This is a genomic window from Arthrobacter sp. GCM10027362 (assembly GCF_042679445.1).
Lineage (GTDB): Bacteria > Actinomycetota > Actinomycetes > Actinomycetales > Micrococcaceae > Crystallibacter.
The window spans coordinates 1-13077 of record NZ_JBHTML010000121.1 but is presented as its reverse complement, the minus strand read 5'-3'; the positions used below and the strand labels follow the sequence as shown (position 1 = coordinate 13077).

The window sequence follows — 13077 nt, the reverse complement described above, 5'->3', positions numbered from 1 at the left end:
AGCTGCGCGGCGCGATGAAGCAAAGGGGCTTCGGCGCCGTCCGGCAGGCATCCGCATCGTCCTGACCCGGAAACCTGGTTCAGTGCCGGAGGCACGGACCGTGACCGAAGGCGGCATGCAGAGTCCCGCCTCCTCCGTCGTCCGTGAACCCGGCGTGGACCCGGCGAAGCTGGGCATTCATTATCCGGGGATCGCGTCACGGCCGGCCAGAGATTGCTGCCTCCGCGGCGGCTTCACCTCGGATACCTGCGGACACGCAGATAGCAAGTTTGCTTACTAATTCGGTTTCTGCCTATGTTGGGGACGCAGTCGAAATGAAAGGAGAACGTGATGGCAGACCAGAACAATCCCGGACAGTTCGGAAACCGGAACGACACCGAGGAGCAGGCCCGAAAGGGCGGCCAGGCCAGCAGCGGCAGTTTCGGCAGCGAAAACAGCGCCGATCCGAGTGAGGCCGGCCGGAAGGGTGCCGAGGCCCAGCCGGCCGAGGCCAAGGCACGCGGCGGGGAAAACAGCCGCAGCGGCAGCTGAACACTGCTGGCGGCAGGCGGAGAGGAGGGAGTCCCTCCTCTCCGCTTTTTAAACGCCGGCAGCGTTTAAGCATCCAATCCCGGCACCGGCTCCTTCCTCTGTCATTGCCGGGATCCGGCGGTCTGGGACGGCCCTGGGGGAGGCCTTGTCCCCTGTCCTCCCCGGTGGCAGACTCTCCCTGCTTGCCGGGGCAACCCGCTGCTACCGGTGGCCCGGCAAGTCCAGAAGATGAAAGGGCCCCGACAGGCTGCCCTCCGGCTGGAGCCCTTCCGACCGTTCTCCGGCCGGTACCTCCACGGACCGGGATCACCGCTGCCCGTCCGGTGCAGGAGCCCCTGCCGGCTCCGCACCGGCGGCCGGCTTTGACAAAGGCGCCTGCTGATCGGCCGTCCCATCTGCGCGAATCCTGCCTCCGCGCACAGCCCGGGCCGGCCTCGGCCGCCGTACGTGTCCTGCAACCGTGGTTGACGAGGGTTGTCCCGTCCCTGAGGCTCCAGGCAGGTCCCGGTGTCCCTCTCCGGTGTCCTGCATGTCCCGTCTTGCGATGCGGCCGGAGCACTGTTCCGGGGGGCGTGGCAGCCGGTACCGCTGCTTGTCCAGGGCCGGGCGGATGCCTGAAGGAGGCCGGCTGCGGAAGCGGATTGCCAGGAAGGGCTCCTGGTCCGCTTCCCGGCCGGGCTCCTGCCACCCCCTCTTCCGGGGAAACCAAATCAGGCGTACGGTTGCCAGCGGGGAGGTTCCCTCCGCCTGGTTGGGGTGATCGGCATGCCGCGCCGCTACGCGGACTACCTGCCCGAGGACAACTTCACCGCGATGAACCAGTTCTCCACCATTTCCTCCTTCGTCCCGGGCGCCTCGCTGATCCCGTTCTTCTGGAACGTGTACATCACCTGGCGCAGCGGCAGGAAGGTCGAGGTCGACGACCCCTGGGGCTTCGGCGGATCGCTGGAATGGGCCACCTCCTGCCCGCCGCCGCGGCACAACTTCACCTCGCTGCCGCGCATCCGCTCCGAGCGCCCGGCCCTGGACCTGCACCACCCGGAGCTGGCCCCGCGCCACACCCCGACGACCCCGGCCCCGGCAGCCCAACTGCTCGGCCCGGCCGACAGGGAGGAACCCTGACCCTTCGGGCACCTTTGGGCAACGCCAACCCGGAGAGCTGCAACGGTTTATGACAACAGGCACGGTGAAGTGGTTCAACGCGCCAAAGCCGGACTGCGGTGGCAGTCGACCGCTCCGGGCACCGGCTCGCCGCTGTCCGTGTGCCGGTCAGCGACGCGGGCTACCGGAGGCTGCGCCGGTTCGCGGACAAGTACCCGGAGCCGGTCCGGGCACTTGAGGGCGGGATCTGCCCGGAAGATCTACCGGGACCCCTGGGACGAGGGATCGGCCAGTGTTTCCAGGGCAACGGTCTCGATGATTGTGGTGCTGGGAGGTCCGGCCAAAGCCTGTGACATGAGGTTGGTCTTCCACAGATCATTTTGCAGCCGCAGCAGAAATTCTGCGGCGGCCTCCTCCGTGTCGAAATCAAGCTCCAGGATCGCGTGGTTCTTCTCATCCAGGGGCCGGGAGATCTTGTACGACCTAACCCCCGACGCGCCGCGGTTCAGCACATCCCTGTCGAACGCGTGCATCCACATTCGGAAGTCTTTGACGGCATGTTCTATCCGCAGGCTAAACATTGAGTTCCCTTCTGATGGCCCTTATACGATCACCATAGGCCGCGAAGACCAAGCCACCTAGGAAGGTCCACCGGCCAAGCCCCCGTATACAGCCGGATTCCCGGCAGCACTTATGGAGCTCCTCGGTCAAACCCGCACTGTCGGGTTGGTGATGCTGTCGGTGCATTCGCCGGCACGTTGTGTGAGGAACGCGAGCATTGAGCCGAAATGGTGTGATAGACCCCTGGCGGGGCTCCCGGACCCGGAAGACTTCGCCGGCAGCGCGAGCCTGAAGACTTTTGCCCAGGCGGACACGACCTGCTTCGGCAGGGCCCCGGAGTTGTAGGGCAGTCGATAACGGCTGCAGATTTCGCGTATCTTGGGGGCGATCTCGGCGTAGCGGCTGGATGGCAGGTCCGGAAACAGGTGGTGCTCTATTTGGTGGGACAGGTTGCCGGTCATCAGGTGCATTAGTCTGGAACCGGAAATGTTGGCGGAGCCGATCATCTGGCGCACGTACCAGTCTCCGCGCGTCTCACCGTCGACCATTTCCTCGGTGAAGGTGTCCGTTCCCTCCGGGAAGTGCCCGCAGAAAATCACCGCGTGCGCCCAGACGTTGCGTATCGCGTTGGCTGCCAGCGTCCCGTAGAGGGCCTGTTGGCCGGACCCGGTCAGCAGGGCCAGCGCGGGGGTTGCCGCATAGTCCTTGATGAACTGCTTGGCGGCCTTCCGGCCCATCGCCTTAAGGTCCTTGACGAGCGCGGCTTTGGATTTCCTGCCTTGCCGGAATTCGTCAAGCTCCAGGTCGTAAATGGCGATGCCCCATTCGAACACGGGGGCCAGCAGCGCGTTGTACAGCGGGTTGCCCAGGTTGAAAGGCTTCCACGGCTGGTCCGGGTCCATGCGCAGCAGGTTGTATCCCACGTCGCGGTCCTTGCCTACGACGTTGGTCCAGCGGTGGTGCAGGTCGTTGTGGGTGTGCTGCCAGGAGCGGGCCGGGGTGACAAAGTCCCATTCCCAGGTCGTGGAATGAATGTCCGGGTCCCGCATCCAGTCCCACTGGCCGTGCAGCACATTGTGCCCGATTTCCATGTTCTCCAGGATCTTCGCGACGCTGAGGAGCGTGATGCCGGCCCCCCACGCGGCCCTGTTCCGCCCGGCCAGGAGCGCGGCGCGGCCGGTGATCTCGAGCACGCGCTGTATCTTGATGATCCGGCGGATGTAGGCGGCATCGGCGGCGCCTCGCTGGGCGAGGACCTCGTCGCGGATGGCGTCCAGCTCACGGCCGAGTTCGGCCACCTGCTCGTCCGACAGGTGGGCGGCCGCAGGCGGCCGGACCAGCGGGTGGCCCGAGGCGGCGAGCGCCCCCGGCCGGGGCCCGGCGGCTGCGGCCGCCGTTCCTGAAGTGGCCGGTGCCCGGCTGGGAATGTGTGCCATACGGCGGGTTCTCCTCAGAGGTCTAGGTTCACAGGTCCGGCTGCTGCCGAAATACATGGCTGGATCAGTTGGCCGGGTTCGTCCCGGATCTCGCCCGTGCGCAGGTCGCGTATCCGACCGGCCCGCAGTGGCACCAGGCAGCTGTGGCAGATGCCCATCCGACAGCCGCTGGGCATCAGGACGCCGGCATCTTCACCGACGTCGAGCAGCGGGGTGTTGCCGTCCGCCTCCACTTCGCGGTCCGAGGCTTCGAAGGTGACCAGCCCGCCGTCCTGTCCCGCACCGGCGCCAAGACCGGTGTTGAAACGCTCGATGGTCAAGCTGCCTGAACCGGCCTGCCCTGCAGTTGCCGTATCCCCGGCTTCGGCAACCATCGCCTCGGCAGCCCAGAGCGCCCCGGCGTCGTCGAGGAAGCCCTCCGGCCCGCAAGCGTAGGCCGCCCGCCGGCGCCAGTCAGGGCAGAGCCCGTCAAGCTCCGCGGCAGAGGCTAGGTCCAGCCGGCCCCGTGCTGCGGTAAACCACTGCGCCACGCGCAGGTTGGGGAACTGATCGGCAAGCTCGCACAGTTCCTCATGGAAGATGCTCCGTTCCGGGGTGCGGCTGGAGTGGATGAGCACCACATCCGCATCCCGGCGGCGCGGCACCAGGGTGCGGATCATCGACATGACCGGGGTGATGCCGCTGCCGGCGGTGAGCATCAGCAGCGGCCGGGGCTGTTCGGGCAGGACGAATTCGCCCTGCGGGGGTGCCAGGAACAACACGTCGCCGGGCCGGGTGTTGCGCACCAGGTAGCCGGACACCGAGCCGACGTCCGTCACGGTGATCGCCGGGTCCCGGCCGGCGGCTGCACTGAGCGAATACGAGCGCCAATGGCGCACCCCGTCCAGCTCCACGCCGATGCGGGCCCACTGGCCTGCCCGGTGGGCCTGCCAGCCGCGGCCCGGGCGGAAGAAAATGGTTGCCGAATCGGCGGTCTCGGAAAGCACCCGGGTGACCACGCCGCGCAACTGGCGGGCCGAGAATACCGGATTGAACAGGGACAGGAAGTCTTCGGGAGCCAGGGGAGTGGTCAGAACAGATGCGGCACGTGCCAGCTTAAAGTGCCGGAGCATATGATCAACCTTATGACGGGCCGAGCCAGATTTCTCCTAACGATGCATACGATCCCAGCCGCAAAACTATCGTGCCAAGACAACTTAAGGGACCTTGGATGAATCCCGTGCCGAACAACCAGGCGCTGACCCGGGCCTCCGATCCCCCGTGGCTGGCATTGCCGCGGGAAATTGTCGATGTCCTGCGGCCGATGATGCCCGGCATTGTGGAGGCAATCATCGCCACCGTTCCGCAAACCGTGCCTGCCTATGCGCGGCCGATCGAGGGACGGTTCGGGCGCGGTTTGCGCAGCGGCGTGGCGGTGGCACTGGACCGTTTCCTCCAGCTGCCGGGCACCCGGCTGCCGGCGTTGTCCGAGGAAAACCGGCAATTGGTGGCAGGCCTGGGCAGCGGCGAATTCCGGCAGGGCCGGAGCATGGACGCATTGCTGAGCGCGTACCGCATGGGCGCCCGGGTAACCTTCCGCGAGTTATCCAGGATCTCCTTGGAGCAGAACCTTGGCTTGAGCGTCGTGGTGAACCTGGGCGAATCAATCCTCGCCTACATCGACGAGCTCTCCGCCGTCAGCGCCGAGGCCTACGCGTTTGAACGGTCCGAGCGGGCCGGGGCGGTGGAGCGGCGCCGTACCGAGCTGCTGGAGCTGCTGCTGCACGGGCAGGCCGACGAGGCGGCCCTGCGCCAGGCCGCCTCCATGGCGGACTGGGTGCTGCCGGCCAGGCTGGCGGTCGTGACGCTGCCGCTGGACCGCGCGGACGGCCTGCGGCTGCAGCTAGGGCCGGGGGCCCTGGTGGTCGAACGCGAAACCGATGTTGTTGCCTTGGTTCCGGCACGGCAGTCCAAGGCGGTCCAGGATCATCTGGAGAAGGCACTGCGCGGCCGGTCTGCCTCGGTCGGGCCGGCCGGCGGGTGGCAGCAGGTGCCGGAGTCACTGCGGCTGGCCGTGCTCGCTGCCGCGGTCATGCCTTCCCGGGAAAATCCGGACGATCCGCCAGTCTGGGCACACGATCATCTGGATCAGATCATCCTCGGTATCGAACCCACCGCCGTCGCCGAACTGGCACAGCGCAGGCTGGCCCCGCTGCAGAGGCTGCGTCCGGCGCAGCGCGAGAAGCTGGCGCGGACACTGCTCTCGTGGCTGCGGCACTGGGGCCAGCGCGCCTCCATGGCCGCCGAGCTTGGCATCCACGTCCAGACCGTCGGCTACCGGGTCGCACAACTGCGCGAACTCTTTGGCACGGAACTGGAGGACCCGCAAGCCCGGTTCGAACTGGAACTGGTACTGCACGCGGGTCGGCGCTAAGGGACGGTACCCGGTGTGCACCTTGCTTTCTCGCTTTTACCGATGATAACGAGGCCGACGATGATGGCCGGAGGCCCGGGAGCAAATGAAGGCGTGGACGTTGTCCACACTGCCGCAGCCGTGCTGTCGGGGATATCGGGCGGACGCCCCGGGACCTGGCAGATTTCCGGGGATGCCAGGGTCTGCAGGGACGAGAAGCCGATTTGAGTCCCGCCTCCGGCACGATGATGCTGATACCCGGTCAACCCCATGACAAAGGATGCCCTGCGAGGAGGACGATGCCGACGGCGACCGTTGTGCCTCCGGCGAGTCTGGTGACGATTCACGCGGGGCGTTGGCACTTGGCAAGCCATGGCTCTCGAGGTCTCGGGGACTCCGGAGGGCACCGACGCCGAGGTAGATGACGTAGGCCGCACCTGCGATGGTGAGGACAGCGAGCGCGAGCCGTGCAGTCTGGACCAGCGGGCCTACTCCCGCGGCCACGACGGCCGTGACCGGCGCATAGCCGGCAATAAGCGCTGTTACGGGCGGGATCTGCGTGCCGCCGCACCGGGCCGGCCACCCCGCCCGGCTGCCCGCCGTCGTCGACGAAGCCCTCCGGACTATGATGTGATCTGGATGTCCGCGGGCACACCCCGCACCGGGATGTCCCTGACCTTCGACCAGTTCGTACGGCTCGCCCGCGGCACGGTCGCACCCGTCATCACCGAATGACGACCACCGGGACGGTAGGCGGCTCCTGACGAGGGAGCACACCGGTATCTGGTTGCCGCTAACGGCCGGACGACGTTGTCTTGGGGCTGCCTGTTCTTCGATTTCGACCGACCCGTCCGCCGCTGAAAAGCGAACATAGGAGATTCGTCTTGGCTGTACCCCCCGTGCCGCGTTCGGATGCCGAGATCCGCCCATACCTCGACTCGCTGGGCTTGCCGGGGATTATTGATCTGCACGTGCATTTCATGCCTGACAATGTGCTGGAGAAGGTGTGGGCGTTCTTTGACCGGGTTGCAGACAGCGGGGCCCCCGCCTGGCCCATCACCTACCGGGACTCCGAAGAAGAACGAGTGCGAACGCTTCGGGATGCGGGAGTGAAGGCATTCACCACGCTGAACTATGCGCACCGCCCCGGCATGGCGCAGTGGCTCAACGACTATTCAACAGCATTCGCCTCTACCCATGCCGACGCAATCCACTCTGCTACTTTCTATCCGGAGCCGGGCGTGGAGAAAACCGTCGCGCACAGCCTGCAACAAGGCGCCCGGATCTTCAAGGTACACATCCAGGTGGGAGGATTCTCACCCCTGGACCCGCAGCTTGCACCCGCCTGGGGGATCATCGAGGAGTCCGGCACGCCGGTAGTCATCCACTGTGGCAACGGTCCGCACCGTGGAGAACACACCGGACCTGGGCCCATACGCGAACTCATCAAAAGGTACCCCTCGCTGGTCCTCATCATCGCGCACGCCGGCTTGCCGGAGTACCGGGAGTTTGCCGAACTTGCAGCACACCACCCGCACGTCTACCTCGATACCACTATGGTTGGCACCTCATACATGGAACAGGTCGCCCCGATCCCGCCGGGCTATCAGGACACGCTTGCCGGGCTGTCGCACAAAGTGGTCTTCGGCACCGATTTTCCTTCGATTCCCTACTCCTACAGCCACCAGATTCAGGTACTCGAAGGCTGGGGACTCGGAAGCCAATGGATGAAGAATGTCCTCTGGCACACCCCGAAGAAACTCCTGAGGATCGGACAGTTGCCCTAGCCGCCCGTGTCCCTGCCCCCTAACGCTAGATGGACGCCGGGTCCGAGCTCGTGCGCGGGAGTGTCCGTTGAAGGACGGTCAAAGGGGACGGAAACGAGTTCTGGGCAGCATCGGCTTTACCGGCTTGCGCGAGGATTGAACAGAGCCGGAAACGGCACGCAGGTCGACCTTTGGCGCCACGACGTTGCGGCTCAAAGTTCTCCCATTCCCAGGTTGCTTCGTTTTCCGGTTCGTACCTGTGGTCCCTCTGTGCCGAATTCGGCGCGGCAGAAGGCAACGAGAGTCCGGACCTTGGCTGTTGGCGTGGTGCCTTCCGGGTAGGCCACGACGACGGCATTGTCGGGTACATCGTCTGCAATGCGACGGTAGGCCAGGGGCAGGCCGTCGTAGGTGTAGTCGCCGTAGGGGCGGCCCATGATGATGGTGTAGCCGAGGCCGCGAGCGACCATGGAGCGGATGGTTTCGACGTTTGTGCTTCGCCACTTCACGTTCGGGTGCAGGCCGGCTGCCCTGAGGATGTCTTCGACATGGCCCGTGGAGGGCTGCATGCCCAGGAGGATGGCATCTTCGTTTTCAAGTTCGCGGAGCGGGACTTCATCCAGGGCGGCTAGCCGGTGGGAGGGGGCGAAGGCCAGTTGGAGGCGGACAGGAACAATGTCGACGCCGGTGATACCGGTCTGGAGGTGGTTGGCGTAGAGCAGGGCGGCGTCGAGCTCCCCTTCCTTGAGGCGTTCCTGTAGTTCCCCGGAGGCGCCTTCGTGGAGCTGGATGTCAACTCCGGGGTGCTGGTGGGCGAAATGCGCGGCGATGCGGGGGAAAAACCACGGCGAGAGGGTGGTAAAGCATCCGATCATTAGGGGGCCGGTCAGCTCGCCCCGGATTACTTCTGCTACGGACTTGATGCCGTGTGTTCCAGCCAAAACTGCTCGGGCCTCGTCGTAGACCCACCTGCCGGCCGGCGTTACCGCCACTCCTCGTCCTCGTTGGCGGAGGGTCAGCTGCACTTTCAACGCTGACTCCAGCTGCGTTAGGGCCAAAGACACGCCGCCGGGGGAGACCCGCAGGCGGCGCGCGGCATCGGTTACGGAGCCCTCTTCTACGACGGCGACGAAGAGCTCCAGTTGTCTTAGGGTGAATTCGCTCACTTTAGATATTGTAAAGAAGCTGTACAACTAATTGTGATTGTTGAAACTACTATGCGCGGTCATAGTTATAGTCGCGTCCGTATGACGCACATGTCCGCTGGATCAATCACAAGGAAGGCTCAAGGATGAGCGCCTCAGCAAGACCACAGACCGAAGCCCCGCTTCAGGAGCAGGCCAGCCTGAACAGCCCCCAGATGCGGCGTATTCTGGCCTCCAGTTTCCTGGGCAGTGCCATCGAGTTCTACGATTTCATGCTCTATGCCACTGCGGCGGCTGTGGTTTTCTCCCAGGTATTCTTCGCCGACCTGCCACCGGCACTGGCGACGTTCGCTTCCTTCGGTACCCTGGCGGCCGGGTATGTTGCCCGCCCGCTGGGCGGAGTCGTGTTCGGCCACTTCGGGGATCGACTCGGCCGTAAAGGTGTTCTGGTGGTTTCCATGCTGATGATGGGCATCGCCACAACGGTGATCGGTCTGCTGCCCACAGCCGCCCAGATCGGCGCGGCCGCGCCCGTCCTGCTGGTCTGCCTGCGCATCGTCCAGGGCCTGGCCGTCGGCGGCGAGTGGGGCGGGGCGATGCTCATCGCCCTTGAGCACGCCCCGGGCGGCAAGCGCGGTTTCGCCGCCTCATTTGCGAATCTCGGTGCCCCGGCCGGTTCGTTGCTCGCCGCGGGGGCGTTGTCGCTGGCGACCCTGTTGCCCGAGGATCAGTTTTTGGCCTGGGGCTGGCGCGTCCCGTTCCTGCTGAGCATCGTCCTGGTCACCATTGGTTTGTTCGTCCGTCTCAAGGTCGTGGAAAGCCCCCTGTTCCAGAAGTTTGATGCCGAGGCCGAGAAGCGCCGCATCCCGATCATCGAGGTCTTCGCCCGCCACCCGAAGAATCTGGCCTTGGGCACGCTCGTGGCCATGAGCCAACTGACCATCTCGGGCATCGCCAGCGTCTGGGCAGTGAGCTACGCAGTCACACAGGGTGCTGAGCGCACAGGCGTGCTGAACGCCAAGGCCCTCGCCGCCATCGCCCTGTTCCTGATGACCATGCTCAGCGCCCGACTGTGCGACCGGTTCGGTCGCCGCCCGGTCATCATGGCCGGAATCGGAGCCGCTATCCTTTTCGCCTACCCCCTCCTGTTGCTTGTCGACAGCGGCACCGTCGCCGGGTTCACCGTCGCCGTCATGGTCGGCCAAGGCATCCAGGGGATCATCCTCGGCCCGCTTGCCTCCTTCCTCGCCGAACTGTTCCCCACCGCCGTGCGTTTCACCGGCTCCTCCGTCTGCTTCCAGGGCGCGTCCGCGATCGGCGCCGGATTCACCCCCGTCATCGCCTCGGCGCTCGTGGCCACAGGCGGCGGTCTCATGCTTCTCGGCGGCGTCTGGATCGGCGTGCTGGCCATCTGCCTGATCGGCGTGCTCATCGCCAGCGAGGGGCGCCGCCGGAACCTGGCCGAGATCTGAAACCACAACGCACCCTGCCAACACAAGAACAAGTAAAACGGAGCATCCGTGGAACAAATCATCGAGACAGACATCGTCATCGTCGGGGCCGGCCCGGTTGGGCTCACCGCCGCGGCCGACCTGGACGCCCGGGGTATCAGAACCGTGGTCATCGAACAGCGGGCCTTCCTGGAGGCCCCAAACGTCAAATGCAACCATGTCTCGGCCCGCACGATGGAACGCTTTCGGCGGCTTGGCTTCGCCCACAAGATCCGAAACGCCGGGCTGCCCGCCGAGTACCCACAGGATGTGGCCTTTCGCACCACATTGACCGGCCAGGAAATCACCCGTATCCCAATCCCCGCCCGCGCCTTTCGCTACACGTCGAAGCTCGGGCCTGACACCTCGTGGGCGACGCCCGAACCGCCGCACCGGATAAACCAGAAGTTCCTGGAGCCGATCCTGATGGAGCATGTGGCGGCCCTGCCGAACGTGACCCTGCTCAACGAGACCACCTACACCGGCTTCACCCAAGACGCCTCCGGAGTCGAGGCGACCATCACTAACAACGACGGCCGCCAGCGGCGCACGGTCCGGGGCCGCTTCCTCATCGGTGCGGACGGCGGCCGCTCCGCCGTCCGCAAGCAGATCGGTGCCAAACTGTCCGGCGATGCCGTCCTGTCCAACGTCCAATCGACCTGCATCCGGGCCAGGGACCTCTATGGACTCATGGGTGGGGAGAAGGCCTGGGGGTACTACACGTTCAACCCGCGCCGCAACGGCCATGTCTATGCCATTGACGGCGAGGAGGTCTTCCTCGTCCACAACTACCTGACCCAGGAGGAAGCCGCCGCTGATTCCGTGGACCGCGACTGGGCGATCCGCACCATCCTAGGCGTCGACGCGTCCTTCGAATACGAGACCCTTTCCAAGGAGGACTGGGTTGCCCGACGGCTTGTTGCGGATAGGTTCCGCAACAACAACGTTTTCATTGCCGGCGATGCCTGCCACCTCTGGGTCCCGTACGCCGGCTATGGGATGAACGCCGGCATCGCCGACGTCCTGAACCTCACCTGGGTCCTTGGCGCTTACCTGGGCGGCTGGGCCGATTCAGGGATCCTGGACGCTTACGAAGCCGAACGGCTCCCCATCACGGAACAGGTCTCAAGGTTCGCAATGTCGCACCAGCGCAAGATTGCCCAAGCCGACATCCCCGCCGAGATCGAAGAGGCAACCCCGCAGGGGCACAAGGCACGCGAGGACCTCGGCGCCGCCGCCTACGACCTGAACGTCCAGCAGTTCGCGGCAGCAGGCCTGAACTTCGGTTACTCATACACCGCCTCGCCCATCATTTCCTATGACGGTGAGGCTGCACCTGCCTACTCCATGGGCGAATATACACCCTCTACCGTCCCCGGCTGCCGGGCACCCCACTTCTGGCTCTCCGACGGGATATCCCTCTATGACGAACTGGGCCCTTATTACACCCTCATCGTCCTGGACGGCGAGGACGGCGCCGCCGAGTTCCTCGACGCTGCCGGCGGGGCCAATGTCCCGGTCAAGGTCCTCTGCGTGGACTCAAAGTCGGCCGCGCCCGAGTACAACCACCGCTTCACGTTGGTCCGCGAGGACCAGCACGTGGTGTGGCGCAGTGATGAGGCACCGGCTAATGCAGGGAATTTGGTGGAGCTCCTGCGTGGCAACCCCTCTGCTGCCAATGCAGTCTACTCATCGCACGCGCCGGTAGCCGCCTTGGCATAACGCCTCCAAGAACAGGGGCCAGTCCGCCTCTCGAACAGCGGCTTTCAGGCCCCAAGTCCAGCCATGTATTCGTCCTGGGACGCTTCACGTGCCGGATGGTCATGGCGTGTCTCTGGCTTCGACAGGGCGTTGGTCGGGGGCCCGGAGCGGGTACGAAGACGCAATGTGTACAAGGCGCGGTGCAGGGTGTCGGTTGCTGCCACGGCACAGGACAAGGTGTCTCCGTCGGCTTGAATGAAGTGCGCGCCATAATCCGTCGGCAAAGCTCTGGCGGACAGACGGCACGCGAGAGCGGCGGAACGACCCGGGCCGCCAACCGGCGTCCGATGATTAGAGCATCATTTGGGAAACAGGGACGGTGCGCCGAACCAAGTGCCGGCGCACCGTCCCTGTTTCCCAGCGGGCTGCGTTTACTGAAGGCCCCCGGCCTGCTCCAGGCCCTAGCGTCGAACGCCGCGGCGGCCGGACACGCCTTCGGCCACGCCGATCAGAAGCACTGCTGCTACGACGGCCACGATGAATCCGATGATGTTCAGCTCAAAGATGTCGCCGGTGCCCAGCAGGTTTGCGATCAGCCCGCCAATCACCGACCCGGCCAGTCCCAGCAGCAGGGTCGCCACGAAGCTGAGGTTCTGCCTGCCGGGTTTGATCAGACGGGCAAGCACCCCGATGACGAGCCCGGCGATGATGAAACCAATCATGTTTGCCTCCTAATGAGTGTTCCAGCGCAACCATAAGCATACTTAGCAAGGGGTGGCAATGCGGGCGGTTCCCGCCGGGCCCCTTTTCCGCGGGCCCTGGCCTCACGCCGTCCGGCGTTCCGTTTCCTGCCGGTCGATCCTGCCGAGATCTTCGCGCCGTCTTGATTTTGCCTTGAGGGTCCCGGAATGTGCCCCAGGGCTTGGCCTGCGACTGCCAAGCATGCTTTCCTGT

At 65.3% G+C, this 13077-nt stretch carries 11 protein-coding genes and 1 pseudogene; 7 read left to right on the top strand and 5 right to left on the bottom strand.

Annotated elements, in window-relative coordinates:
- Positions 1-330 precede the first annotated feature (330 nt).
- The gene (locus ACFQ36_RS15550) at positions 331-531 is read left to right on the top strand and encodes a stress protein (RefSeq protein WP_377015146.1); all 201 of its coding nucleotides are present in this window, start codon (positions 331-333) and stop codon (positions 529-531) included.
- A 750-nt stretch (positions 532-1281) separates the two neighbouring features.
- Positions 1282-1653: pseudogene (locus ACFQ36_RS15545) on the top strand (cytochrome ubiquinol oxidase subunit I); the annotation flags it as partial.
- A 239-nt stretch (positions 1654-1892) separates the two neighbouring features.
- On the opposite strand, the gene ACFQ36_RS15540 reads toward ACFQ36_RS15545, so the two are convergent.
- From ACFQ36_RS15540 to ACFQ36_RS15530, 3 genes are all read right to left on the bottom strand, one after another.
- Entirely contained in the window at positions 1893-2213 is a 321-nt protein-coding gene (locus ACFQ36_RS15540; RefSeq protein WP_377015144.1) for a hypothetical protein, read from the bottom strand.
- A gap of 126 nt (positions 2214-2339) precedes the next feature.
- Positions 2340-3629 (bottom strand): fatty acid desaturase family protein, encoded by a 1290-nt coding sequence (locus tag ACFQ36_RS15535; RefSeq protein WP_377015142.1) that lies wholly within the window; start codon positions 3627-3629, stop codon positions 2340-2342.
- A 14-nt stretch (positions 3630-3643) separates the two neighbouring features.
- Positions 3644-4741, bottom strand: coding sequence for a ferredoxin reductase (locus ACFQ36_RS15530; RefSeq protein WP_377015140.1), 1098 nt, complete (start codon positions 4739-4741; stop codon positions 3644-3646).
- A gap of 98 nt (positions 4742-4839) precedes the next feature.
- Between ACFQ36_RS15530 and ACFQ36_RS15525 the strand changes: the two genes are divergently transcribed.
- The 3 genes from ACFQ36_RS15525 (at position 4840) to ACFQ36_RS15515 (ending at position 7808) form a co-directional block, all read left to right on the top strand.
- Positions 4840-6042, top strand: coding sequence for a PucR family transcriptional regulator (locus ACFQ36_RS15525; protein WP_377015138.1), 1203 nt, complete (start codon positions 4840-4842; stop codon positions 6040-6042).
- Positions 6043-6393: 351 nt separating this feature from the next.
- Positions 6394-6756: a hypothetical protein gene (locus tag ACFQ36_RS15520; protein ID WP_377015136.1), complete on the top strand. Its 363-nt coding sequence runs from the start codon at positions 6394-6396 to the stop codon at positions 6754-6756.
- A gap of 149 nt (positions 6757-6905) precedes the next feature.
- Positions 6906-7808, top strand: a complete 903-nt coding sequence (locus ACFQ36_RS15515) for an amidohydrolase family protein (protein ID WP_377015135.1) — start codon at positions 6906-6908, stop codon at positions 7806-7808.
- A 191-nt stretch (positions 7809-7999) separates the two neighbouring features.
- Here the strand turns inward: ACFQ36_RS15515 and ACFQ36_RS15510 are convergent, their stop codons facing one another.
- A complete protein-coding gene (locus ACFQ36_RS15510) occupies positions 8000-8953 on the bottom strand; it encodes a LysR family transcriptional regulator (protein ID WP_377015133.1) in 954 nt (317 codons plus the stop codon).
- Between the two features lie 125 nt (positions 8954-9078).
- On the opposite strand from ACFQ36_RS15510, the gene ACFQ36_RS15505 reads away from it, so the two are divergent.
- Together ACFQ36_RS15505 and ACFQ36_RS15500 are read left to right on the top strand one after the other, a co-directional pair.
- Positions 9079-10404 carry an MFS transporter gene (locus tag ACFQ36_RS15505; RefSeq protein WP_377015131.1) on the top strand — a complete coding sequence of 442 codons (1326 nt, stop codon included), beginning with the start codon at positions 9079-9081 and terminating at the stop codon, positions 10402-10404.
- Between the two features lie 48 nt (positions 10405-10452).
- Positions 10453-12144: an FAD-dependent oxidoreductase gene (locus tag ACFQ36_RS15500; RefSeq protein ID WP_377015129.1), complete on the top strand. Its 1692-nt coding sequence runs from the start codon at positions 10453-10455 to the stop codon at positions 12142-12144.
- A 440-nt stretch (positions 12145-12584) separates the two neighbouring features.
- Here the strand turns inward: ACFQ36_RS15500 and ACFQ36_RS15495 are convergent, their stop codons facing one another.
- Complete coding sequence (locus tag ACFQ36_RS15495; protein ID WP_377015127.1) at positions 12585-12845, bottom strand: GlsB/YeaQ/YmgE family stress response membrane protein; 261 nt, start codon at positions 12843-12845, stop codon at positions 12585-12587.
- Positions 12846-13077 lie beyond the last annotated feature (232 nt).

Excerpts from the sequence above, each read along its gene's own strand:
- ACFQ36_RS15550 (WP_377015146.1), top strand. The coding sequence starts at position 331 with ATGGCAGACCAGAACAATCCCGGACAGTTCGGAAACCGGAACGACACC.
- ACFQ36_RS15540 (WP_377015144.1), bottom strand. The coding sequence starts at position 2,213 with ATGTTTAGCCTGCGGATAGAACATGCCGTCAAAGACTTCCGAATGTGG.
- ACFQ36_RS15535 (WP_377015142.1), bottom strand. The coding sequence starts at position 3,629 with ATGGCACACATTCCCAGCCGGGCACCGGCCACTTCAGGAACGGCGGCC.
- ACFQ36_RS15530 (WP_377015140.1), bottom strand. The coding sequence starts at position 4,741 with ATGCTCCGGCACTTTAAGCTGGCACGTGCCGCATCTGTTCTGACCACT.
- ACFQ36_RS15525 (WP_377015138.1), top strand. The coding sequence starts at position 4,840 with ATGAATCCCGTGCCGAACAACCAGGCGCTGACCCGGGCCTCCGATCCC.
- ACFQ36_RS15520 (WP_377015136.1), top strand. The coding sequence starts at position 6,394 with ATGGCTCTCGAGGTCTCGGGGACTCCGGAGGGCACCGACGCCGAGGTA.
- ACFQ36_RS15505 (WP_377015131.1), top strand. The coding sequence starts at position 9,079 with ATGAGCGCCTCAGCAAGACCACAGACCGAAGCCCCGCTTCAGGAGCAG.
- ACFQ36_RS15495 (WP_377015127.1), bottom strand. The coding sequence starts at position 12,845 with ATGATTGGTTTCATCATCGCCGGGCTCGTCATCGGGGTGCTTGCCCGT.